This is a genomic window from Noviherbaspirillum sp. L7-7A (genome assembly GCF_019052805.1).
Lineage (GTDB): Bacteria > Pseudomonadota > Gammaproteobacteria > Burkholderiales > Burkholderiaceae_D > Noviherbaspirillum_A.
In genome coordinates this window covers 91,993-114,239 of the sequence record NZ_JAHQRJ010000003.1, presented here as the reverse complement: position 1 = coordinate 114,239, position 22,247 = coordinate 91,993, and the positions used below count along the sequence as shown (strand labels likewise).

General features: G+C 61.0%; 22 protein-coding genes. 17 read left to right on the top strand and 5 right to left on the bottom strand.

Annotated features, from left to right (window positions below; all coding sequences use genetic code 11):
- Nucleotides 1–253: 253 nt before the first annotated feature.
- Complete coding sequence (locus tag KTQ42_RS22070; RefSeq protein ID WP_217347772.1) at nt 254–1,456, top strand: HPP family protein; 1,203 nt, start codon at nt 254–256, stop codon at nt 1,454–1,456.
- 60 nt (nt 1,457–1,516) lie between these two features.
- Here KTQ42_RS22070 and KTQ42_RS22065 read toward each other — a convergent pair whose 3' ends face one another.
- The 4 genes from KTQ42_RS22065 to KTQ42_RS22050 form a co-directional block, all read right to left on the bottom strand.
- A complete protein-coding gene (locus tag KTQ42_RS22065) occupies nt 1,517–1,954 on the bottom strand; it encodes a PAS domain-containing protein (protein WP_217347771.1) in 438 nt (145 codons plus the stop codon).
- Between the two features lie 89 nt (nt 1,955–2,043).
- Nucleotides 2,044–3,312: a formyl-CoA transferase gene (gene frc / locus KTQ42_RS22060; protein WP_217347770.1), complete on the bottom strand. Its 1,269-nt coding sequence runs from the start codon at nt 3,310–3,312 to the stop codon at nt 2,044–2,046.
- 58 nt (nt 3,313–3,370) lie between these two features.
- Nucleotides 3,371–5,176, bottom strand: coding sequence for an oxalyl-CoA decarboxylase (gene oxc, locus KTQ42_RS22055; protein WP_217347769.1), 1,806 nt, complete (start codon nt 5,174–5,176; stop codon nt 3,371–3,373).
- A 275-nt stretch (nt 5,177–5,451) separates the two neighbouring features.
- Nucleotides 5,452–6,381, bottom strand: a complete 930-nt coding sequence (locus tag KTQ42_RS22050) for a LysR family transcriptional regulator (protein WP_217347768.1) — start codon at nt 6,379–6,381, stop codon at nt 5,452–5,454.
- A 151-nt stretch (nt 6,382–6,532) separates the two neighbouring features.
- Between KTQ42_RS22050 and KTQ42_RS22045 the strand changes: the two genes are divergently transcribed.
- From KTQ42_RS22045 to KTQ42_RS22005, 9 genes are all read left to right on the top strand, one after another.
- Complete coding sequence (locus KTQ42_RS22045; protein WP_217347767.1) at nt 6,533–6,868, top strand: hypothetical protein; 336 nt, start codon at nt 6,533–6,535, stop codon at nt 6,866–6,868.
- Between the two features lie 68 nt (nt 6,869–6,936).
- Nucleotides 6,937–7,266, top strand: coding sequence for a hypothetical protein (locus KTQ42_RS22040; protein ID WP_217347766.1), 330 nt, complete (start codon nt 6,937–6,939; stop codon nt 7,264–7,266).
- Between the two features lie 225 nt (nt 7,267–7,491).
- The gene (locus KTQ42_RS22035) at nt 7,492–8,259 is read left to right on the top strand and encodes a fumarylacetoacetate hydrolase family protein (protein WP_217347765.1); all 768 of its coding nucleotides are present in this window, start codon (nt 7,492–7,494) and stop codon (nt 8,257–8,259) included.
- Nucleotides 8,260–8,276: 17 nt separating this feature from the next.
- Nucleotides 8,277–9,287: a 2-dehydropantoate 2-reductase gene (locus tag KTQ42_RS22030; protein ID WP_217347764.1), complete on the top strand. Its 1,011-nt coding sequence runs from the start codon at nt 8,277–8,279 to the stop codon at nt 9,285–9,287.
- Nucleotides 9,288–9,510: 223 nt separating this feature from the next.
- Nucleotides 9,511–9,705 carry a hypothetical protein gene (locus KTQ42_RS22025; RefSeq protein ID WP_217347763.1) on the top strand — a complete coding sequence of 65 codons (195 nt, stop codon included), beginning with the start codon at nt 9,511–9,513 and terminating at the stop codon, nt 9,703–9,705.
- 28 nt (nt 9,706–9,733) lie between these two features.
- On the top strand, nt 9,734–10,468 hold the full coding sequence (locus KTQ42_RS22020; protein ID WP_217347762.1) for a hypothetical protein: 735 nt from the start codon (nt 9,734–9,736) through the stop codon (nt 10,466–10,468).
- Between the two features lie 213 nt (nt 10,469–10,681).
- Complete coding sequence (locus KTQ42_RS22015; RefSeq protein WP_217347761.1) at nt 10,682–11,800, top strand: Re/Si-specific NAD(P)(+) transhydrogenase subunit alpha; 1,119 nt, start codon at nt 10,682–10,684, stop codon at nt 11,798–11,800.
- Between the two features lie 13 nt (nt 11,801–11,813).
- Complete coding sequence (locus KTQ42_RS22010; protein WP_217347760.1) at nt 11,814–12,158, top strand: NAD(P) transhydrogenase subunit alpha; 345 nt, start codon at nt 11,814–11,816, stop codon at nt 12,156–12,158.
- Nucleotides 12,155–13,609, top strand: coding sequence for an NAD(P)(+) transhydrogenase (Re/Si-specific) subunit beta (locus KTQ42_RS22005; RefSeq protein ID WP_217345910.1), 1,455 nt, complete (start codon nt 12,155–12,157; stop codon nt 13,607–13,609). Before KTQ42_RS22010 ends, KTQ42_RS22005 begins: the two co-directional genes overlap by 4 nt.
- Nucleotides 13,610–13,838: 229 nt before the next feature.
- On the opposite strand, the gene KTQ42_RS22000 is transcribed toward KTQ42_RS22005, so the two are convergent.
- Nucleotides 13,839–14,747, bottom strand: coding sequence for a LysR family transcriptional regulator (locus tag KTQ42_RS22000; protein ID WP_217347759.1), 909 nt, complete (start codon nt 14,745–14,747; stop codon nt 13,839–13,841).
- 136 nt (nt 14,748–14,883) lie between these two features.
- On the opposite strand from KTQ42_RS22000, the gene gcl reads away from it, so the two are divergent.
- From gcl to ftsH, 7 genes are all read left to right on the top strand, one after another.
- The gene (gcl, locus tag KTQ42_RS21995) at nt 14,884–16,665 is read left to right on the top strand and encodes a glyoxylate carboligase (protein ID WP_217347758.1); all 1,782 of its coding nucleotides are present in this window, start codon (nt 14,884–14,886) and stop codon (nt 16,663–16,665) included.
- Nucleotides 16,666–16,682: 17 nt separating this feature from the next.
- The gene (hyi, locus tag KTQ42_RS21990; RefSeq protein WP_217347757.1) at nt 16,683–17,462 is read left to right on the top strand and encodes a hydroxypyruvate isomerase; all 780 of its coding nucleotides are present in this window, start codon (nt 16,683–16,685) and stop codon (nt 17,460–17,462) included.
- Nucleotides 17,463–17,511: 49 nt separating this feature from the next.
- Nucleotides 17,512–18,411: a 2-hydroxy-3-oxopropionate reductase gene (gene glxR, locus KTQ42_RS21985; RefSeq protein WP_349292194.1), complete on the top strand. Its 900-nt coding sequence runs from the start codon at nt 17,512–17,514 to the stop codon at nt 18,409–18,411.
- Between the two features lie 115 nt (nt 18,412–18,526).
- Nucleotides 18,527–18,883: a hypothetical protein gene (locus tag KTQ42_RS21980; RefSeq protein WP_217347755.1), complete on the top strand. Its 357-nt coding sequence runs from the start codon at nt 18,527–18,529 to the stop codon at nt 18,881–18,883.
- A 202-nt stretch (nt 18,884–19,085) separates the two neighbouring features.
- A complete protein-coding gene (locus tag KTQ42_RS21975; RefSeq protein WP_217347754.1) occupies nt 19,086–19,301 on the top strand; it encodes a hypothetical protein in 216 nt (71 codons plus the stop codon).
- A 258-nt stretch (nt 19,302–19,559) separates the two neighbouring features.
- Nucleotides 19,560–19,841 (top strand): DUF2384 domain-containing protein, encoded by a 282-nt coding sequence (locus KTQ42_RS21970; RefSeq protein ID WP_217347753.1) that lies wholly within the window; start codon nt 19,560–19,562, stop codon nt 19,839–19,841.
- A gap of 522 nt (nt 19,842–20,363) precedes the next feature.
- A complete protein-coding gene (gene ftsH, locus KTQ42_RS21965; RefSeq protein ID WP_217347752.1) occupies nt 20,364–22,238 on the top strand; it encodes an ATP-dependent zinc metalloprotease FtsH in 1,875 nt (624 codons plus the stop codon).
- Nucleotides 22,239–22,247 lie beyond the last annotated feature (9 nt).

Below are 22,247 nucleotides of genomic sequence, written 5' to 3'. Positions count from 1 at the left end.
TGGTCAATGTGACAAACAGCCCTGATTTCATACAATGAATTCCGCCAGTGAAGGAAACGGCCGCAGCCTCCCTGGCCGACGCCGGCGTTGCAGTCAGGGATGGCAATCGCATAGGTCCTGGGCTGCGACGGCCACAAACCTGCTCCGCCGCTTGCCGTGTGCAGGGTTTCCCTCGGCGACAAGCTGCAGGCGGCCGGCATGACATCTTCAGCCTGTCCGCCAGCCTCGAAGCCACGTCTTTCAAAGAATACGAATGAAAATCGAATTCCTGTCCAGCCTCTTGCCCGCTCCCGGAACCACTGACCGCTTCGAGCGGATGCGCGCCTGCGCGGGCGCCTTGTTCGGCCTCATCCTTACCGGCCTGTGCACCTATGTCATCCTTCCCGATCCCGCCAATGCGATGTTGCTGATAGCGCCGATGGGCGCATCCGCCGTGTTGCTGTTCGCCGTGCCAGCTAGTCCGCTGGCGCAGCCATGGTCCATCATCGGCGGCAATCTGGTGGCCGCCTTGATCGGCGTGACCTGCGCCAAGCTGATCGGCACGCCGCTGCTGGCCGCCGCGCTGGCCGCATCGCTTGCCATCGCCGCCATGTTCATGCTGCGCTGCCTGCATCCTCCCAGTGGCGCCGTGGCGCTGACCGCGGTGTTGGGTGGCCCTGCGATCCATGCGATGGGCTACCAGTTCATCCTTTATCCGGTTGCCCTGAATTCGCTGCTGTTGCTGGGTACGGCACTGTTCTACAACAATGCCACCGGCAGGCGCTACCCCCATCGGGTGCAAGCTGACCCGGCCACTCGGCATGAGACCCGGGATCCGATCCCGACCGCCCGCCTTGGCATCACGAGTGAAGACCTGGACGCCGTGCTGGCGCGCTATAACCAGGTGCTCGACATCAGCCGGGAAGATCTGCAGACCATTCTGGTCGAAACCGAGATGCAGGCCTATCAGCGGCGCTTCGGCATTACCCGCTGCGCCGATGTGATGTCGCGCGATGTGCGCAGCGTGATGTTCGGCAGCGAGTTGCAGGAGGCGTGGGACATGCTGCACAAGCACCGGCTGACCGCATTGCCTGTCGTTGACCGTGGCAATCGCGTCATAGGCATTATCACCAAAGCGGACTTCATCGCGCATGCCAAGGCCGGGAAATATGCGCGGCTCGGGCATGGCCTGCAGCGCCTGCTGCAGCCGATACGCCATACCCATTCGATCAAGCCTGAAGTCGTGGGACAGATCATGCACACAGATGTGCGCACCGCCTATGAGAAACAGCCTGTGGTTGAACTGGTGCCGCTGATGTCCGACGCCGGCCTGCATTCGATTCCTGTTGTGGACGAGGAGCGCCGCCTGGTGGGCATGGTCACCCAGTCCGACATGATTGCTACCCTGTACGAGAAGAACCTGGGCCGGCCGGTGCGCAGCGCCAGGCTTGCTGCGGTATCGGGTTCAGGCGTCTAACCCTGGCCTTTCGGAAAAAACGCCCGCTTGCTGCGGGCTTTTTTAATTACGGTAATTTCCTCAAACGGCCTGCTTCTGACTCGCTTCCAGCTCCGCGATGCGCTTGCGCATGTCGCGCTCATCCGTCCAGCGCGCAGTCTCATCACGCACGACAGCGACGATGGCCGACACTTTATGATCCGGCGTGTAGAGCATCGCCACCGTGAACGCAATCGATAGCGGCCGCCCTTCCTTGTGCAGGGCAGGCACCCGCAGCAAATCATGGCCATAGCGGGTTTGCCCGGTGTCCATGGTCTTTTGATAGCCATCCCAGTGACGCTGTCGCTGCCGTTCCGGGATGATCAGGTCGAGCGATTTGCCGATGGCTTCCTGCTCGGTGAAGCCGAAGATCCGCTCGGCCGCCGCATTCCAGAATATGATGTTGCCCCTGGCGTCAGCCACGACCACGCCGTCGCCTATGGCCTTGAGCAATTGCTCAAAGTCGATGGATGTTTCCATGGCGTCCCTCCCGTAGTTTTAGTCATAAAAAAACGTCCGGCCCCTGGTTGGAAGCCGGACGCGATTCTGGAGATAGGGCAGGGTGCTGCTTACACCGCCTTGGCCTCATGCATCGCAGCGATCTGCTGCGTGCTGTAGCCCAGCTCTTCCAGCACTTCGTCGGTGTGCTGGCCCAGCAGCGGTGACGCCGTCACTTCCGGCTTCAGGTCCGAGAACTTGATCGGGCTGCCAATGGTGAAGTACGAGCCGCGCACCGGATGCTCCACTTCCACGATCGAGCCCGACTTGCGCAGCGACTCGTCCACCAGCAGTTCCTTCATCGACAGCACCGGCGCGCACGGGATGTCGAACTTGCGGAACACGTTCACCGCCTCAAACTTGGTCTTGTCCTTGATGAAGTCCTCGATCGTGGCAAAGATCTCGTTGATGTGCGGCTGGCGAGCCTTCGGCGTCGTATAGGCCGGGTCGGTCTTCCATTCCGGCTTGCCCAGCGCGTCGCAGATCGGCTCCCAGGCATGGCCCTGCACCGTGAAGTAGATGTACGCGTTCGGGTCGGTCTCCCAGCCCTTGCACTTCAGGATCCAGCCCGGCTGGCCGCCGCCGCCGGCATTGCCGCCGCGCGGCGTGACCTTGTCGGCAAAGGCTTCCATCTCGTGCGGATACTGTGGATACTCTTCCAGGTAGCCCACCCGCTCCAGCCGCTGCTGGTCGCGCATCTTGACCCGGCACAGGTTCAGCACCGCGTCCTGCATCGATACCGCCACTTTCTGGCCACGGCCCGTCTTCTGGCGGCCGATGTAGGCCGTCAGGATGCCGATGGCCAGGTGCATGCCGGTGTTGGAGTCGCCCAGCGCCGCCGACGAAATCGTCGGCTCGGAATTCTCGCCCTTCCACCAGCCGGTGGTCGAGGCTGCGCCGCCGGCGCACTGCGCCACGTTCTCGTAGACCTTCAGGTCTTCATAGTGATGGCCTTCGGAGAAGCCCTTGACCGAAGCCAGGATCATCTTCGGGTTCAGTTCCTGGATGCGCTCCCAGGTAAAGCCCATGCGGTCCAGCGCGCCGGGACCGAAGTTCTCCACCATCACGTCGGACTCCTTGATCAGCTTCTCCAGCACGTCCTTGCCTTCTTGCTTCTTCGTGTCCAGCGTCAGCGAGCGCTTGTTGGAGTTGAGCATCGTGAAGTACAGCGCGTCGGCATCGGGAATGTCGCGCAGCTGGCTGCGGGTAACGTCGCCGGCGCCGGGGCGCTCGACCTTGATCACGTCCGCGCCAAACCAGGCCAGCATCTGGGTGCAGGCCGGGCCGGCCTGGACGTGGGTGAAGTCGATGATCTTGAGTCCTTGCAGCGGTTTGTCCATGTGTCTATCTCCTTGAGTGTCTCGGTTGTTCTCTGGTGTGCTCGGATGCGTTGCGTGCTTACTTCTTCTTGGCTGCGCTCTGCGGGTTCAGATGGGTGATGCGTCCGCTCTCGGTGCCGGCGTTCTCGTCGATGACCACATTGATCAGCGTGGGCTTGCCCGAACTGATGCCCTGCGCCAGCGCCGCCGACAGTTCCTCGGGCGTGTTCACGGTCGAACCCTCGCCGCCAAAGGCCTGCATCAGCATGTCGTAGCGCGCGCCCTTGACGAACACGGTGGGGGCCGGGTCGGCGCCGCCGGTGGGGTTGACATCGCAACCCTTGTAGACGCCGTTGTTGTTGAAGATCACCACCGTCACCGGCAGGTTGTAGCGGCAGATGGTCTCGACTTCCATGCCCGAGAAGCCAAACGCCGAGTCGCCTTCGAGCGCCACCACCGGCTTGCCGCTGGTCACCGCCGCGCCGATGGCATAGCCCATGCCGATGCCCATGACGCCCCAGGTGCCGGAGTCCAGGCGCTTGCGCGGCTCCATCATGTCGATCACGCTGCGCGCAAGATCCAGCGTGTTGGCGCCTTCATTGACGAGGTAGACATCGGGCTTGTCCTTGAGCACATCGCGCATGGCCGACAGCGCGGTCATGAAGTTCATCGGCGCGGACTTGGCCGACAGGGTCTTGGCCATCTTGGCGACGTTGGCATCGCGCTTTTCGGCAATGGCGCCGGTCCAGGCAGCATCGGGCTTGTCGAAGCCGGTCTGGTCGATCGCGGCCAGCAGTGCCGAGACGGTGGAGCCGATGTCGCCGGCCAGGGGTGCATCGATGGGCACGTTGGAGTCCATCTCCTGTGCCGAGATATCGATCTGCACGAAGCTCTTCTGTGCCCAGTCCTTGTGGTCCTTGCCGCCCCAGGTCGGGCCCTTGCCATGCGAGAGCAGCCAGTTCAGGCGCGCGCCGATGAGCATGACGCAGTCGGCTTCCTTCAGGGCGTAAGAGCGGGCGGCGATGGCAGCCTGCGGATGGTTGTCGGGCAGCAGGCCCTTGGCCATGGACATGGCCAGATACGGGATGCCGGTGCGCTCGACAAAGGCGCGGATGTCGGCATCGGCCTGGGCATAGGCGGCGCCCTTGCCGAGCATGATGACCGGGCGCTTGGCCTTCTTCAGCACGTCCAGCGCGCGGGCGATGGCGTCGGGTGCGGGCAGCTGGGCCGGTGCCGGGTCGACCACCTTGACGATGGAGCGCTGGGCGGCGGCGGCATCCATGGCTTGGCCGAGCAGCTTGGCCGGCACGTCGAGATAGACGCCGCCGGGACGGCCGGAGACGGCAGCGCGGATGGCGCGCGCCACGCCGATGCCGATGTCCTCGATATGGTTGATGCGGTAGGAGGCCTTCACATAAGGCTTGGCGGCATTGAGCTGGTCGAGCTCTTCATAGTCGCCCTGGGCCAGGTCAACGATCTCGCGCTCGGAGGAGCCGGAGATCATGATCATGGGGAAGCAGTTCACGGTGGCATTGGCCAGCGCGACCAGGCCGTTGAGGAAGCCGGGTGCGGAAACGGTCATGGCGATGCCGGGCTTTTTGGTCAGGTAGCCGGCGATGGCGGCGGCATTGACGGCATTGGCTTCATGGCGGAAGCCGATGAAGCGAAAGCCCTCGGCCTGCGCCAGGCGGGCCAGGTCAGTGATGGGGATGCCGACCAGGCCGTAAATGGTCTCGACGTCATTGGCTTTCAATGCATCGAGAAGCACGTGGAAGCCGTCGGTCTGCTCGGCAACGTCCGCGCCCTGCGCCTGGCCTGCCTCCTGGCTCTGCTCTTTCAGCAGGGTGGTCTCGTCGGTCTCGGTCTTTTTCAGTACTGAAGACATGCTTGCTCCTGTGGGATTCGGTCGAAAAGTTGGCGCGCTCGATTAGGTCGCGCACTAGGTGTTCGCAGGCTATTCTTGAACGCATGCCCGTGTCGACTCGTCGGTGCAGGCCTTGCTTGGCTGCCTGCATGCCCCGATTAAGTAGCCGCATCATAGCGATGAGGCCATTTCCTTCTCATTGACCGAGGTCAATTTCCACAAGATGAATAAATCGGCACTTTCCGGCAGTCAGCAGCATGGACTCGGCATGGGAAAAGCTGCTTCGTAGCATGTCTTCATCGGCCGGGCGCATAGCCGATGAAACGCTGTATCAACGCCGCGCCATCGCTCATCAGGAAATCGCGGAAGGCCTGTGCGACCGGGGGCAAGCGCTTGCCGCGGCGGTGCACCACATACCAGTTCAGCATCATCGGGAAGCCTTGCACGTCGAGCACTGTCAGGCTTCCCGCCTGCAATTCCAAGCTGATAGTGTGCGCGGACAGGAAGCTGATACCCATGCCCGCAATCACTGCCTGCTTGATGGTCTCGATGCTCTGGATTTCCATCGCGATGTTGAGGTCATCGATGTGCTTGCCAAAGCTTTCGACCATGGAGTTCCAGGTGTCTGAGCCCTTTTCCCTGACCACGAAAGGCTCGCGCTTGATCATCGCCATCGTGATCCTCTTGCGCTTCGCATACGGATGATCGGGCGGCGCCACGATCACGTACGGGTGCGGCGCGAATGCTTCATTGAGGGTGTCCATGTCTTCGGGCGGCCTGACCATGATCGCCAGATCGGTCATGTTGTTGGCGATGTCGCCCAGCAGTTTTTCCCGGTTATGAACGCTCAGGTTGAGCGTGACACCGGCATGCCGGCGCGCAAACTCAACTAGCAGCCGTGGGAAGAAATAATCCCCGGCGCTAATGACGGCGACATTGAGCTTGCCGCCGGTAACGCCCTTGAACTGGGTCAGCGCTTCTTCCGCCTCTTCGAACTGGCGAATGATCTCGCGGCTGTAGCGCAGCAGTTCCTCACCCGCAGGCGTGAGGTAAGTCCGCTTGCCCAGGTGCTCGAACAACACCAGGCCAACATGGCCCTGTAGCGTCTTAACCTGGGTCGATACCGCGGGCTGCGTCAGGTGCAGCTCCTCCGCAGCACGCGAAAAACTCAGGTGACGCGCCACCGTTTCAAAGATTTTCAACTGTCGCAGGGTAGCGTTCTTCATAGCGGCCAACGTCCATGTATAAATGATCGTTAATCATTATGCATAAAAACTTTAACTATACCTAATGCATCGCTGGCTCTACGATGCGCTTCAACGACGTCGATATCGCGACGTTGCCCTACAACCCATTGCAGATCACAAGGAGCAAGCCATGACCGATATCACTTGCAGCACCGTTGCCATGCCTACCCCTGTAGAGGTGCAACGCAGCGCCTACAACGCCGCCTTCTACGAGCTGGGCCTGCGCTGGCACTGGGACGCCGACATTTACCATGCGCCGATTCCAAGGGAAGAAGAGCGTGCCCATATCCGCCGCTATATCGAGAACCACCAGCCGCACTTGCTGACTGCCTATGACGTGGATTTCCTGGTCAACGCAATACAGGCGGCAAAGGACCGTCGCGTCGAACTGATTCTCGCCTGCGGTCGCCATGATGCCTGCATGGTCGACTGGGCGGAAGTGCACAAGCACGAGATCGGCGTCTAGAACCCGAGCCATTCGGCCGCTGAACCCGCGGCATGGCCAGAAATCAGAAATTCTATAAGGAGACATCAATGATCACCGCTCACATCACCGACACGACCGCACAGGAAGCCGACATCCACCGCAGCGCCTACAACGCCGCATTCCATGAACTTGGCCTCAAATGGCATTGGGATGCCGACCACTACGAAAGCGCGCTGCCGGCCAGCCAGGAAAAGGCCCATCTGCTTTCCTATCTGCGCCAGCACCAGGCCCACCTGCTCAAGGCCTATGACGCCGACTTCCTCGTCGAAGCCATCACTGCCGCGAAGGGCCGCTGCTACGAGACCCTGCTGATCCCGGGCAGTACCAGACACACCGTCAACTGGGCGGAAATACAGCAGCCACAGGTCGGGCATTGAGCCGGAGCTCGTCCATGCTGCACCACGGGAGAGGAAATTTGGAAACTTAACCGTGGTCAAGGCACTGGACAGGGCCTTCTCACACAATAAAAGCATGCTCATTCATGCTTGGGCCTGTTGCAGCGGACCCTGAGTCCGCTCCGTGCCCAGCACCATCATTAAAGGTCGAGCGCATCGCATCCGTGCCATGCGTAGCTCTCTGCCGGCTTATTAGGGGACAATCAAATGATTCAACGCTGGCTGCGGTTTCAGCATCAAGGTCAAGTCTGCTTCGGTACGCTGGAAGGCGAGAAAATCCGGATCTTCGAAGGCGACATGATGGTCGACCCCATCCCGACCGATCTCTCGACGACGATGAACGACGTCAAGTTGCTCACCCCCGTCGTGCCGGGCAAGGTCATCGCGCTCTGGAACAACTTCCATGCACTTGGCCGCAAGCTTGAACTGCCGCCGCCTAAGGAGCCGCTTTATCTGATCAAGTCGTCCAATTCCTACCTCAATCCCGGCGAGACCATCAGGAAGCCGCGCGATGAAGGCAAGGTCGTCTACGAAGGCGAACTGGGCGTCATCATTGGCAAGACCTGCAGCGACGTTGCCGAGGAAGATGCGCTCGCCCATGTGTTTGGCTACACCTGCGCCAATGACGTTACCGTGGCCGACATCATTCAGCGTGACCCAACTTTCCCCCAGTGGGCGCGCGCCAAGGGCTTCGATACCTTCTGTCCGTTCGGCCCGGTGGTGGCCACCGGCCTCGACCCCGCCATGCTGGTTGTACGCACCATGCTCAACAGCGAGGTGCGGCAGGACTACCCGGTCAATGACATGGTGTTTCCGGTACAAAAATTGGTCAGCATGATTTCACGCGACATGACGCTCTATCCCGGCGACATGATCCTGTGCGGCACCTCTGTCGGCGTGGGTTCGATGAAGCCCGGCAGCATCGTCGAGGTCGAGATCGGCGGCATCGGAAAGCTGCGTAACCGTTTCGAGTAAACCTTGGGGTAACAGCAATGAAGATAGCAATCATAGGGGCAGGCGCCATTGGCGGCTATGTCGGCGTGAAACTCGCCCTGGCAGGGGAAGACCTGACGTTCATCGTCAGGGGCGCCAATCTGCGGGCCATACGCAGCAATGGCATGAAGCTCATCATGCAGGATGGCACCGAGCATGTCGCGTCCAATGTCAAGGCAACGGACAGCTACAGCGAGGCCGGAGTGCAGGATCTCGTGATCCTTGCGCTGAAGGCGCATCAGCTCGATGCAGTGGCGGATGAGGTCGGCAAGCTGGTCGGGCCGGACACTGCCATCGTGACGATGCAGAACGGCATCCCGTATTGGTATTTCCACAAGCATGGCGGCGAGCTGGAAGGCCGCCAGGTGCAGACAGTCGATCCTACCGGCACCCTGGCCGGTAAGATCCCGGTGGACCAGGTGATAGGCTGCGTGGTCTATCCGGCTTCCGAGCTGATCGCGCCGGGCGTTGTGCGGCACATCGAGGGAGACCGTTTCCCGCTGGGTGAACTGGACGGTTCCGTCAGCGAGCGCGTAACCAGGATAGCGGACTGCTTCACCAACGCCGGTTTCAAGGCACCGGTGCTGGACAATATCCGTTCCGAGATCTGGCTCAAGCTGTGGGGCAATCTCACCTTTAATCCCATCAGCGCGCTGACCCATTCGACGCTGGTTGATATCTGCCAGTTCCCGCTGACCCGCGCGCTTGCCGCCAATATGATGACGGAAGCGCAAACGATCGCCAACAAGCTCGGCATCGAGTTCAGGGTCACGCTGGACAAGCGAATTGCCGGCGCGGAGAAGGTGGGCAAGCACAAGACGTCGATGCTGCAGGATGTGGAGGCCGGACGCGAGTCCGAGGTGGATGCACTGGTCGGCTCGGTGGTCGAACTGGGAAGGCTGACCGATACGCCAACGCCGCATATCGACACGGCTTATGCGCTGGTAAAGCTGCTGGATCGCACCGTGGCGGACGAGGCCGGCCAAGTGCGCCTGCAGAAGGCGGCATGAGGACCCGAGCGGCAAGCTGATCCCAGCTGACATCGGCGGCACATGCAGCCGCAGTGGGCAGACCAGTATCCCTTGCGGAAACTGGTCTTTTTTATGCCCTGCGTGCCAGGCTCGACCTGCTTTTCCCTTTGCTGCAGTTGAGCGAAAATTGACCGTAGTCATTTGTAATCAAAACATCGGCGTCGATACTGAAACCATCAATCAACGATTGTCGAGGTGGATCATGAATGCTTTTTCAAACGGACGCATTGTCGAGACCGAGCGCAGCGTGTACCACTTTTCCAGCGAGTCGCGCGCGCGGGAATTCCTGCGCTATGCCCGCACCGTTGGCGAGGCGGCGGCAGCCGGCAAGGTGGCGCCTGTCGCCAAGAACAAGAAGGACCATTCGGCGGCGTGCCAGTTCTTGCGCACCCATTAAGCAAGCGGCATCGGCTCCTGATCCGAAAATGACCGCCATGCTTGCCAGCTCGCAGCGCAAGGAAAAAACCGTACCGAGAAAAAGAAACCGGCTGGCAGGGCGCATCTCGGTGCTGGGCGAGGATGGCGTATCCGCGCAGCTTGCCTGGCAGCGCGGCAGCCATGAAGACAGTCAGACCGCAGCCAGGCTTTTTGCGCAGCTGTACGGCAAAAGCTATCACGCATTCGCCTTGTGTGGCGGACACAGCGCGCGCCGCATCGATGCGTTCAGCCCAGCCCTGGGCGAGGTGATATTGACGCCGGGGCAGAGTGAGGGCTGGGAAGATTGTGGCCTGGCGGCGTGGCGGGCATCTACAATGGATGCGCGCGGATTGCTGCGGTCGGCGATGGCCTACATCACGGGTATGAGGCCTGCCGCAAGAACTGGTCCGGCGCAGCAGGGCCCGAAGCGGCGCGGCAAACGGCAGGCATTATGCATCCTGCTTGCCATGCTCAGTGACGACCAGCGACGCAGTCTTCGCCAGTCCGCCTGCATCGAATTGCGCGGTGCCGCGAGTGGCACGGTGTACCGGCTAAGGGCAAGGGAACAAGCAGAGATCGAGCAGCTCGACCGGGAAGGCAAGGTGCAATACAGGTTGCATATTCCAGCGCCGTGCATGCTGCCCCTTCATGCGGCGTTGCTTGTTCATGTGCTGCATTTGCGGGATCCGGAATCGGAGCATGCCTATCTGAGCGGCGCCACGATCCTGGCTGACGAGAATTAAACCCGCGCGAAGGATGTATCCAGCGTGACAGCGCTGGCTTGCCGTGTCGCGCGGACCGTTTTTGCCAGCGCGTCCAGCCAAAGATCGCCGCGTTCACTTGGTCAGGCGTCATGCATCGTTCCAGCAGGCGTTGTAGAAAGGATTCGTCTGCACGGACCGCCACATTTGTGCCGCGACCGCGTAAAGGTTTTACTTTAATGACAGGAAGATTGTATGCGTATAGGCATTCCCATTGAAACGAGGGAGGGGGAGACGCGCGTCGCCGCCACCCCCGAGACCGTCAAGAAGCTGGTGGCGGCCAAACATGAGCTGGTGGTCCAGGCCGGCGCCGGCATCACCTCCAGCATCAACGACGAGGCCTATGCCGCCGCCGGCGCGCAGGTCGGCAGCGCAGCCGATGCCTTCGGCGCCGACATGGTGCTCAAGGTGCGCGCCCCCAATCCCGAGGAACTCGGCCTGCTGCGCCCCGGCACCGTCGTCATCGGCATGCTCAACCCCTTCGACGCCGAGAACATCGCCGTCATGGCCCAGCGCGGCCTGTCGGCCTTCGCGCTCGAAGCCGCGCCCCGCATCACCCGCGCCCAGTCCATGGACGTGCTGTCTTCCCAGGCCAACATCGCCGGCTACAAGGCCGTCATGCTCGCCGCCAACACCTACCAGCGCTTCATGCCCATGCTCATGACCGCCGCCGGCACCGTCAAGGCCGCCCGCGTGCTGATCATGGGCGTGGGCGTGGCCGGCCTGCAGGCCATCGCCACGGCCAAGCGCCTGGGCGCGGTCATCGAGGCTTCCGACGTGCGCCCGCCGGTCAAGGAACAGGTCGAGTCGCTCGGCGCGAAGTTCATCGACGTGCCTTTCCTCACCGATGAAGAACGCGAGATCGCCCAGGGTTCGGGCGGCTATGCCCGCCCGATGCCGGCCGACTGGATGCGCCGCCAGGCCGAGCTGGTGCACGAGCGCGCCAGGCAGGCCGACATCGTCATCACCACCGCGCTCATCCCCGGCCGCCGCGCGCCGGTGCTGATCGGCGAGGACACGGTACGGTCCATGAAGCCCGGCTCGGTCATCGTCGACATGGCGGTGGAGCAGGGCGGCAACTGCCCGCTGTCGGAACTGGGCAAAACGGTCACGAAGCACGGCGTGCACATCATCGGCGAGCCCAACCTGGCCACGCTGGTGGCGGCCGACGCCTCGGCGCTGTATGCGCGCAACGTGCTGGACTTTTTGAAGCTCATCGTCGACAAGGACGCCGGCCTGGCCATCGACCGGGAAGACGAGATCGTCGCGGCCACGCTGCTGTGCCATGGCGGCGACATCCTTCGCAAACAATAAGGCAGGAGACATCATGGAAGTCAGTCACACCATCATCAACCTCATCATCTTCGTGCTGGCCATCTACGTCGGCTACCACGTGGTCTGGACGGTCACGCCGGCGCTGCATACGCCGCTCATGGCCGTCACCAATGCGATCTCGGCCATCATCATCGTCGGCGCCATGCTGGCCGCCGGCCTGACCGAAGGCCGGCTTGGCCAGGTCATGGGCGTCTTGGCCGTGGCGCTGGCCGCGGTCAATGTGTTCGGCGGCTTCCTGGTGACGCAGCGCATGCTGGAGATGTTCAGGAAGAAGGAGCCCAAGGCGGTCAAGACTGCCGACACGGCGCCGGCGCTGGCCAAGGAGGGCGCGAAATGATGAACATGGCCTTTGTATCGATGAACCTGGTGACGATGCTGTACCTGGTCGCCTCGGTGTGCTTCATCCAGGCGCTGAAGGGCCTGTCGCATCCGTCCACGGCGCGCCGCGGCAACACCTTCGGCATGACCGGCATGGCCATTGCCACGCTCACGACCATCATGCTGATGATCAAGCTGCAGCAGGAAGCCGCGGCCGGCAGCGGGCTGGGCATGTGGGGCGTGCTGGTGGGCGTGATCGCCGGCGGCGTGATCGGCGCCACCCTGGCCAGGCGGGTGGAAATGACCAAGATGCCCGAGCTGGTGGCGGCGATGCACTCGCTGATCGGCCTGGCGGCGGTGGCCATTGCGGTGGCGGCAGTCTCCGAGCCCTGGGCCTTCGGCATCTCGGCGCGCAATGCGCCGATCCCGATCGGCAACCGCATCGAGCTGTTCATCGGCACCTTCGTCGGCGCCATCACCTTCTCGGGCTCGGTGATTGCGTTCGGCAAGCTGGCCGGCAAGTACAAGTTCCGGCTGTTCCAGGGCGCGCCGGTGAGCTTTCCGGGGCAGCACATGGTCAACCTGGTGCTGGCGGTGCTGATGCTGGGCCTGGGCATCGTGTTCACGATGACGCAGGACTGGACGCCGTTCATCCTGATGACGGCGATCGCCTTCGTGCTGGGCGTGCTGATCATCATCCCGATCGGCGGCGCGGACATGCCGGTGGTGGTGTCGATGTTGAACAGCTATTCGGGCTGGGCGGCGGCGGGCATTGGCTTCTCGCTGAACAACTCGATGCTCATCATTGCCGGCTCGCTGGTGGGCTCCTCCGGCGCGATCCTGTCCTACATCATGTGCCGCGCGATGAACCGGTCGTTCTTCAACGTGATCCTGGGCGGCTTCGGCGGCGAGGCCGCGACCGCCGGCGGCGGCGCGCAGCAGCAGCGCAACGTGAAGTCGGGCTCGGCCGATGATGCGGCCTTCCTGATGGGCAATGCCGAGACGGTGATCATCGTGCCGGGCTATGGCCTGGCGGTGGCGCGGGCGCAGCATGCGCTGAAGGAGCTGACCGAGAAGCTCACCCACAAGGGCGTGACGGTGAAGTACGCGATCCACCCGGTGGCGGGGCGCATGCCGGGGCACATGAACGTGCTGCTGGCCGAGGCCGAGGTGCCGTACGACCAGGTGTTCGAGATGGAAGACATCAACAGCGAATTCGGCCAGGCCGACGTGGTGCTGGTGCTGGGCGCCAACGACGTGGTGAACCCGGCGGCGAAGGACCCGAAGTCGCCGATCGCGGGCATGCCGATCCTGGAGGCGTACAAGGCCAAGACGGTGATCGTGAACAAGCGCTCGATGGCGGCGGGCTATGCGGGCCTGGACAACGAGCTGTTCTACATGGACAAGACCATGATGGTGTTTGGCGATGCGAAGAAGGTGATCGAGGACATGGTCAAGGCGGTGGAGTAGCAGCCTTAGCCATATGGAACAACGCCGGCCCGCAAAACGGACCGGCGTTTTTTCATGCATGCACGACGGTTGTAGGGTGCACTACCCCGCAGGGGCATTGCACCGCATTCCTGCGCAAGGGCTCTGCCCTATGGATCTGTTCGGGCACTGCGAAAGCGGTGCAATGCCCTTCGGGTATTGCACCCTACGATGTTTGATCTCGTTGCGTTGGACTCGACGGTATACCTATTCATGCGCGCAGCCAGTAGTCCGGCTGCGCATAATTTTCCTTGAGCATGTTGATGAACAGCCTGACACGTATCGGCAGATGCCGTTGCTGCGGATACACCGCCATGATGTCGTAGTCAGGCAGCGCGAATTCGTCCAATACCGTGATCAGCTGGCCGCTGGCAAGCTGGGACTGTATTTCCCAGGTAGAGCGCCAACCCACGCCCAGGCCTTCGCTGGCCCAGCTGTGCAACAGCTCGCCATCATTGCAGTCGAGATTGCCATCCACCTTGACCGTTACCGGCTTGCCGCCTTTCTGGAAATACCAGCCGCGGTTCTGGCCGCCCTGCAGATTGAACGCGAGACAGTTATGCTTGGCAAGGTCTTCCAGCGTGGTCGGTGTGCCGTGGCGCGCGAAGTAGTCAGGCGTGCCGCATACCACGCGGCGGTTGCTGGCCAGCTTGATGGCGACGAAGCTGGGATCGATGGTGCCCCCGATACGGATGCCTAGGTCATAGCCTTCACGCACCAGGTCCACGACTTGGTCGGTGAGATTGAATGACAGCCTGACCTCGGGATTGGTGCGCACGAACTCGGGCGCATGCGAGGCCACGTGCTTGCGCCCGAAGGCTGCTGGCGCCGACACCACAAGATGGCCGGTTGCCTTGTGCCGGCCCTCGGCGATCATCTGCTCTGCCTTGTCGAGATCAGCCAGCAGGCGTGTGCATTGTTCGAGATAGGCATTGCCTTCCTCGGTTAGCGTCAGATGCCTGGTGGTGCGATGCATCAGCTTCACGCCCAGCCTTTTCTCTAGGGCATCAATGCGCCTGCCCAGCATGGCCGGACTGATCTTCTGCGCAAGGCCGGCGCGGGCCAGGCTGCCTTTCTCGGCGACTTCAATGAACGTCTCGATCTGTTTTAGCTTGTCCATGGCCAACGATTGTTCCATACCGTGAGTATCGAGTAAAGCGACGTTTCGTCGTCTTATCGCGGCGGGCCTTTGTGGCTACCATGCTTCTCAAGGAATTTTAATTTTGCATGCAAGCTAAAACATTGGAGACTTAATCATGGCAAAGATGACGGCAGCACAGGCAGCGGCGTACGTGCTTGAAAAGGAAGGTGTTACCCAGGTGTTTGGCGTACCGGGTGCGGCAATCAATCCCTTCTATGCAGCAATGAAGAAGCAGGGCAGCATCGCGCATCATCTTGCGCGCCACGTCGAAGGCGCGTCGCACATGGCTGAAGGCTATACCCGTGCCGTGCCCGGCAACATCGGCGTGTGCGTCGGCACCTCGGGCCCTGCCGGCACGGACATGATTACCGGCCTGTATTCCGCACAGGCTGATTCGATACCCATACTCTGCATTACCGGCCAGGCACCGCGTGCCCGTCTGCACAAGGAAGACTTCCAGGCTGTCGATATCGAATCGATCGCCAAGCCAGTAACCAAGTGGGCAGTGACGGTGCGCGAGCCGGCACTGGTGCCGCGCGTATTCCAGCAAGCCTTTCATTTGATGCGATCAGGCCGCCCGGGCCCGGTGCTGATCGACCTGCCATTCGATGTGCAGATGGGCGAGATTGAATTCGATCCCGACACCTATGAGCCGCTGGAAGTCTATAAGCCAAAAGCCAGCCGCGCGCAAATCGAGAAAGCGCTCGCAATGTTCAATGAGGCCGAGCGGCCGCTGATCACTGCTGGCGGCGGCATCATCAATGCCAATGCATCCGAACTGCTGGTGGAATTTGCCGAGCTGACCGGCGTGCCGGTCATTCCCACCCTGATGGCCTGGGGTGTGATCCCCGACGACCACCGCTTAATGGCGGGCATGGCCGGACTGCAGACCAGCCATCGCTATGGCAATGCTACCATGCTGGCATCGGACTTTGTGCTTGGCATAGGCAACCGCTGGGCCAACCGCCACACCGGTTCGGTTGAGGTCTTCACCAAGGACCGCAAGTTCGTCCACGTCGATATCGAGCCCACCCAGATTGGCCGTGTGTTCGGTCCGGACTACGGCATCGTCTCCGATGCCGGCGCCGCATTAAAGCTGTTCATCGAGGTGGCAAGGGAGTGGAAGGCGCAGGGCAAGCTGCGCGACCGCAGCGCCTGGGTCGAGCAATGCCTGCATCGCAAGCGCACTATGCAGCGCCGCACCCATTTCGACCAGGCGCCGATCAAGCCGCAACGGGTCTATGAAGAGATGAACAAGGCATTCGGCCGCGACACCTGCTATGTCAGCACCATTGGCCTGTCGCAGATCGCGGCGGCGCAGTTCCTGCACGTCTACAAGCCGCGGCACTGGATCAATTGCGGACAGGCGGGCCCGCTGGGCTGGACCATCCCGGCCGCGCTGGGTGTATGCGCTGCCGACCCGCAACGCAAGGTGGTTGCGATTTCCGGCGACTACGACTTCCAGTTCATGATCGAGGAGCTCGCGGTCGGCGCCCAGTTTCACCTGCCTTACCTGCATGTGGTGGTCAACAATTCCTATCTTGGCCTGATCCGGCAGGCGCAGCGCAATTTCGACATGGATTTCTGCGTGCAGCTTTCCTTCGAAAACATTAACGCGCCGGAGCTCAACGGCTACGGCGTCGACCATGTCGCAGTGGTCGAGGGCCTGGGCTGCAAGGCGTTGCGGGTCACGCAGCCCGACGATATTCCGGCCGCGTTCGCACAGGCCCAGAAATGGATGGAGGAGTTCAGGGTCCCGGTGGTGGTCGAAATCATCCTGGAGCGCGTGACCAATATCGCCATGGGCACCGAACTGAACAACGTCAATGAATTCGAAGAGATCGCAACAGAGCGCCGCCATGCGCCGACGTCTGCCGTGCCATTCGAAGATGCATGAAGAACAGGAGACCAATAATGACAAGACTCGCAGCCAACCTGACTATGCTGTTCAATGAATATCCCTTCATGGACCGCTTCGAAGCAGCCGCCCGCGCGGGGTTTCGCGGTGTTGAATTTCTGTCGCCATACTCGTTCCACATCGACCAGCTGGCCGACAAGCTTGCGCTTTATCAGCTTGAGCTGGTGCTGCACAACCTGCCGTCTGGCGACTGGGATGCGGGCGAGCGCGGCATCGCCTGCCATCCCGACCGGGTCAGCGAATTCCGCGAAGGGGTGGACGAAGCCATCCTGTATGCCCGCGGACTCGGGGTGAAGCAGGTGAATTGCCTGCTCGGCATCACGCCGCCAGGCGTGCATCGGGAACAGGCGCATGAGACCGCGGTGTCCAATCTCGGCTATGCCGCCGGCAAGCTCAAGGACGCGGGGATACGTCTGTTGATCGAGCCAATCAATACCTTTGACATCCCGGGCTTCTTCCTGTCACGCACTGCGCAGGCGGCGAAGCTGATCCGTGACACCGGCTCGGATAACGTGTTCATCCAGTACGACATCTATCACATGCAGCGGATGGAGGGCGAGCTGATCAACACCCTGCAGGCCAACCTCCCGCAGATACGCCATGTGCAGCTGGCGGATAACCCGGGGCGCTTCGAACCGGGCACCGGCGAGATCAATTACCGGGTTGTGCTGTCACGGCTGGATGCCATGGGCTATGACGGCTGGGTCGGGTGCGAATACAAGCCCAGGGCGGGCACCCTGGAAGGCCTGGCCTGGCGTGCCGAACATGGCCTGTAACCTTCGCCACATGGATGAGGCAGAGGCCTACTGAACACGATCACGGAGACTGAGCATGACAAAAATCGGATTTATCGGACTGGGCATCATGGGTGCGCCAATGGCAGCCAACCTGCAGGCTGGCGGGCACAAACTCTATCTGCATGACAGAAAGAACCCGCCGGCGGCATTGATCGAAGGCGGCGCAACGGTGTGCACGTCGGCTGCCGAGGTGGCCAAGCGCGCCGACGTCATCATTGTCATGGTGCCTGACACGCCGCATGTGGAAGCGGTGCTGTTTGAAGAAGACGGAGTGGCAAAAGGCCTCACGCCGGGCAAGATCGTAGTGGACATGAGCTCGATCTCGCCCATTGCTACCAAGACCTTTGCCCAGCGCATCAATGCGCTGAGCTGCGAATACCTGGATGCGCCAGTGTCGGGCGGCGAGGTTGGCGCCAAGGCGGCTTCGCTGACCATCATGGTCGGCGGCTCGAAGGAGGCATTCGGCATCGTCAAGCCGCTGTTTGAGCTGATGGGCAAGAACATCACGCTGGTGGGTGGCAACGGCGACGGCCAGACCACCAAGGTCGCCAACCAGATCATCGTGGCGCTGAATATCCAGGCGGTCGCGGAAGCGTTGCTGTTCGCCTCCAAGGCCGGTGCCGACCCGGCCAAGGTACGCGAGGCCCTGATGGGCGGCTTTGCTTCCTCGCGCATCCTGGAGGTGCACGGGGAGCGCATGGTCAAGCGCACCTTTAATCCGGGCTTTCGCATCGAGTTGCATCAGAAGGACCTGAACCTGGCATTGCAGGGTGCCAAGGCGCTGGGCGTCTCATTGCCCAATACCGCCACTGCGCAGGAACTGATGAATTCATGCGCAGCGCATGGCATGAGTGGGCTCGATCATTCGGCCCTGTGCCAGGCCATCGAAATGATGTCCAACCATCAGATCGCTCAGTCGCAGTCCTGACCGTTCACGGCAGACGGGGCGTCGTTTGCTTCGTTTGCTACCGTCCTGGCCCTGTGCAGTCTCGACCTCGTCTTGCAAAGCAGGTAGCATTTGCGGACAACAGGAGACACGCTGCATGAGCGACAACAATGAAGCCCCGTTCGAGACGGTCAATGTCTCGCATGAGGAATTCCGGGCCGGACTTCTTCATGGACGCTTTCGCGTCATCATCAACCCGGCGCTTGCGCCCAAGTATGTCCAACACCGGCTCTGGATCAAGCTTCTGTTGCTCCCGGTGCTGGGCATAGGCGTGGCGCTCGGCATCTCGGGTTATCTGTGGGCCGGCCTGGCACTGGTTCTAATTGGCGTGCTGATTCCAAGAATCATACGTAAGCGCGCGCCGGAACTGCTTCTGCATCTTGCCACGCGTGACAAGAATATCTATCGGGAAGCAATCGAGTACGAGATCATGGAAGTACGGGCCAAGGCATAGGACCTATGGGCACAATCCATTTGGTGACTGGAGATTATTAACTGCAAGTTAATTAATAATTTCCTGTAGTAAATGAATTCTGGAAACCTTCACCCGATATACAACAGTGGCCGCGCTTCAATGCAAGGTTTGACGCACGCACGCTGGTCGGAATCCCTGGAAATCGCTATTCTGTTTAAAAGCGTTTTTACCCGGATCTGGCATGAACACAAATGAGACCGTTGCTGTTTTTCCCTTTGCCGACCACCGCGCGATCGATGAAGTTGATGACGATATCTACGACGCGCAATTGAGTGACGACGAAATACTGATGGCTTTTCTGAGCGATGGTTGCGACCTTGACGGCACGCCCTTGCTGATGCTGAACGAGCAAGGCGTATTGCCTCGTACCGACGACAGAATGCCCACCCTGCACTGAGCTGCTGCCGGCGACCTGCTTATCAGGCGCTGGCTATTTCATAAACGGTTGTCACTGCCACGCAGCCGAACAGCCGACCGCGGTGCCCTCGCTTGACGGGGCATTGCGCTTGCATCACCTTTAATTTAATAAGGCCAACGGTTACCACACCCGATTGGCAGGAGACAAACGAACCCGCACAGGCTGCCTCAATCCGCTTGCACTGGCCATTGCGTTCGACGTGTTGGCCTGGTTCGTTGCGATTCTAAGGAGACTGATGTGAACAGAGCTTCGGTTGTACTTGAGGATGACGTCCTGTTTCACCATTTGCTGGTCGAGGTGCGGGCCAGGATCGATGCGGCTGGCTGTGCCGACAGGCTGGATGCGAAGACTTGGCTGGAACGGTGGCTGGTCACGCCCAATCCCGCATTCGGGGGGGCGCTGCCCCGCGATGTGTACCATATCAGGAAAGAAAGCAGGGCCACGCCGCCCGATGTCGCTGCGGAACTGATGGGACGGCTTGAGAGGGATGCGTTCCAGGTATCGCCAAGGCATTGGTAAGACTGCTGGCGCTGCCAGGCCGATTGCTCCAATGCGCAGAGGCGTTCTGCCATCATGCCTGGCAAACTGCTGCGTAAGCAGTGCCTATTAGCCGCCACAGCCGCCAGGCATTCCCGACCACCTTACCCATTGTTCAAGCGGCGTTTTTCGGAAATGGCGGGTCCTTTATAAAAAGGCCAATGCTTTTTACGCTAATTGACACTTAAAACGCAGAAAAATCCCCGCAATCGCTCTTTAAATTGCGCAGGGCGGCCACAGATCAAATCAAACGACGCAAATTCTGGTGTAATTGTGGTGTATTGACGTCTGCAAGAAAGTCCGGTGTTGCTTGCCAACCGGACCCCTGACGCAAGACATAGTGTTGTTAGCGTTTTTTTCGAAGTAATCACGCTGAAAACATCGGTTTGAAAAGGGGCGTCAATCCCTTATGTTGCATGTATTGGCAAGTGCCTGGGTCTGTGCCGTCCTTAACGACAGCGTGCCTCGGGAAAGCCGGTAAATTATTTACGACAAGGAATCCGAGTGAATAGAAATTACTCTCAAGGGGCGATATGGGCAGCGATCATGTTCATGCTGGTCATCGCGTTCGGCCAGATCGATAGCGATGAAAAGGTTGGCTCCGGCAAGGCGACGCCTTATTCGGAAATGCTGGCTCAGATCAAGTCAGGCAACATCAAGCAAGCCACCATCGAGGGCCGCAAGCTTACTGCGGTCACCAACAGCGGTACGGTGCTAAGGTCAACCACGACCGAACTGGACCGTGGCCTGATCGGCGACCTGATGAACAATGACGTGAAGTTCGACGTCAAGAATCCGGAACCGCCTTCCTTCCTGGCCCAGATTTTCATTTCCTGGTTCCCGATGCTGCTGCTGATCGGCGTCTGGATCTTCTTCATGAAGAAGTCGCAGGGCAAGGGCGGCATGGGCGGCATGCTGTCGGTTGGCAAGTCCAAGGCCCGCATGCTGGACGAGAAATCCAACCAGGTGACCTTTGCCGACGTTGCCGGCTGCGACGAGGCCAAGGAAGAGGTCGGCGAGATCGTTGACTTCCTGCGCGACCCCAGCCGGTTCCAGCAGCTCGGCGGTCACGTGCCCCACGGCGTGCTGATGGTCGGCCCGCCGGGCACCGGCAAGACCTTGTTGGCAAGGGCAATCGCAGGCGAGGCACGGGTGCCGTTTTTCACGATCTCCGGTTCTGACTTCGTCGAGATGTTTGTCGGTGTCGGCGCGTCCCGTGTGCGTGACATGTTCCAGAATGCCAAGCAGCATGCGCCCTGCATCATCTTCATCGACGAGATCGATGCAGTCGGCCGCCAGCGCGGCAATGGCATGGGTGGCGGCAATGACGAGCGCGAGCAGACGCTGAACCAGATGCTGGTCGAGATGGACGGCTTCGAGCCCAACTCGGGCGTCATCGTGATCGCGGCGACCAACCGCGCGGACGTGCTGGACAAGGCGCTGCTGCGTCCGGGCCGTTTCGACCGTCAGGTGATGGTTGGCCTGCCTGACATACGCGGCCGCGAGCAGGTGCTGAACGTGCATATGCGCAAGGTGCCGATTTCCAAGGATGTGCAGGCGCATGTGCTGGCCCGTGGCACGCCGGGCTTTTCCGGCGCTGAACTGGCCAACCTGGTCAATGAAGCCGCCTTGTTCGCAGCACGTCGCAACAAGCAGATCGTCGACATGCAGGACTTCGAGGATGCCAAGGACAAGATCATCATGGGTCCGGAACGCAAGTCGGCCGTGATGCGCGAGGAAGAGCGCCGCAATACGGCCTATCACGAGTCCGGCCATGCCGTGATCGCCGCGCTGCTGCCAAAGGCGGACCCGGTCCACAAGGTCACTATCATGCCGCGTGGCTTCGCGCTGGGCCTGACCTGGCAGTTGCCAGAGCATGACCGCGTCAACATGTACAAGGACAAGATGCTGGAAGACATCTCCATCCTGTTCGGCGGACGGATCGCGGAAGAGCTGTTCATGCACCAGATGTCGACCGGCGCATCCAACGACTTCGAGCGTGCCACCAAGCTGGCGCGCGCGATGGTGACGCGCTATGGCATGTCCGAGGCGCTGGGCACCATGGTGTATGTGGATGACGACCAGGGCATGGGCGGTATGTCTGCGCCCAGCATCTCCGAGGAAACTCAGCAGAAGGTTGACGAGGAAATCCGCAGCATACTGGACCGCCAGTACGCCCTGGCCCGCAGCCTGCTGGAAGCCAACCGCGACAAGGTGGAGGTGATGACCAAGGCGCTGCTGGAATGGGAAACCCTCGATTCCGACCAGGTGAAGGACATCATGTCCGGCGGGGAGCCGCGTCCGCCGAAATACGGCATACCCGAAAAGAGGCAGTCCAGTTCGGGGCCGATCGCACCAAGCGCGCCTGCCACCGTCTGAGGCAGGCAA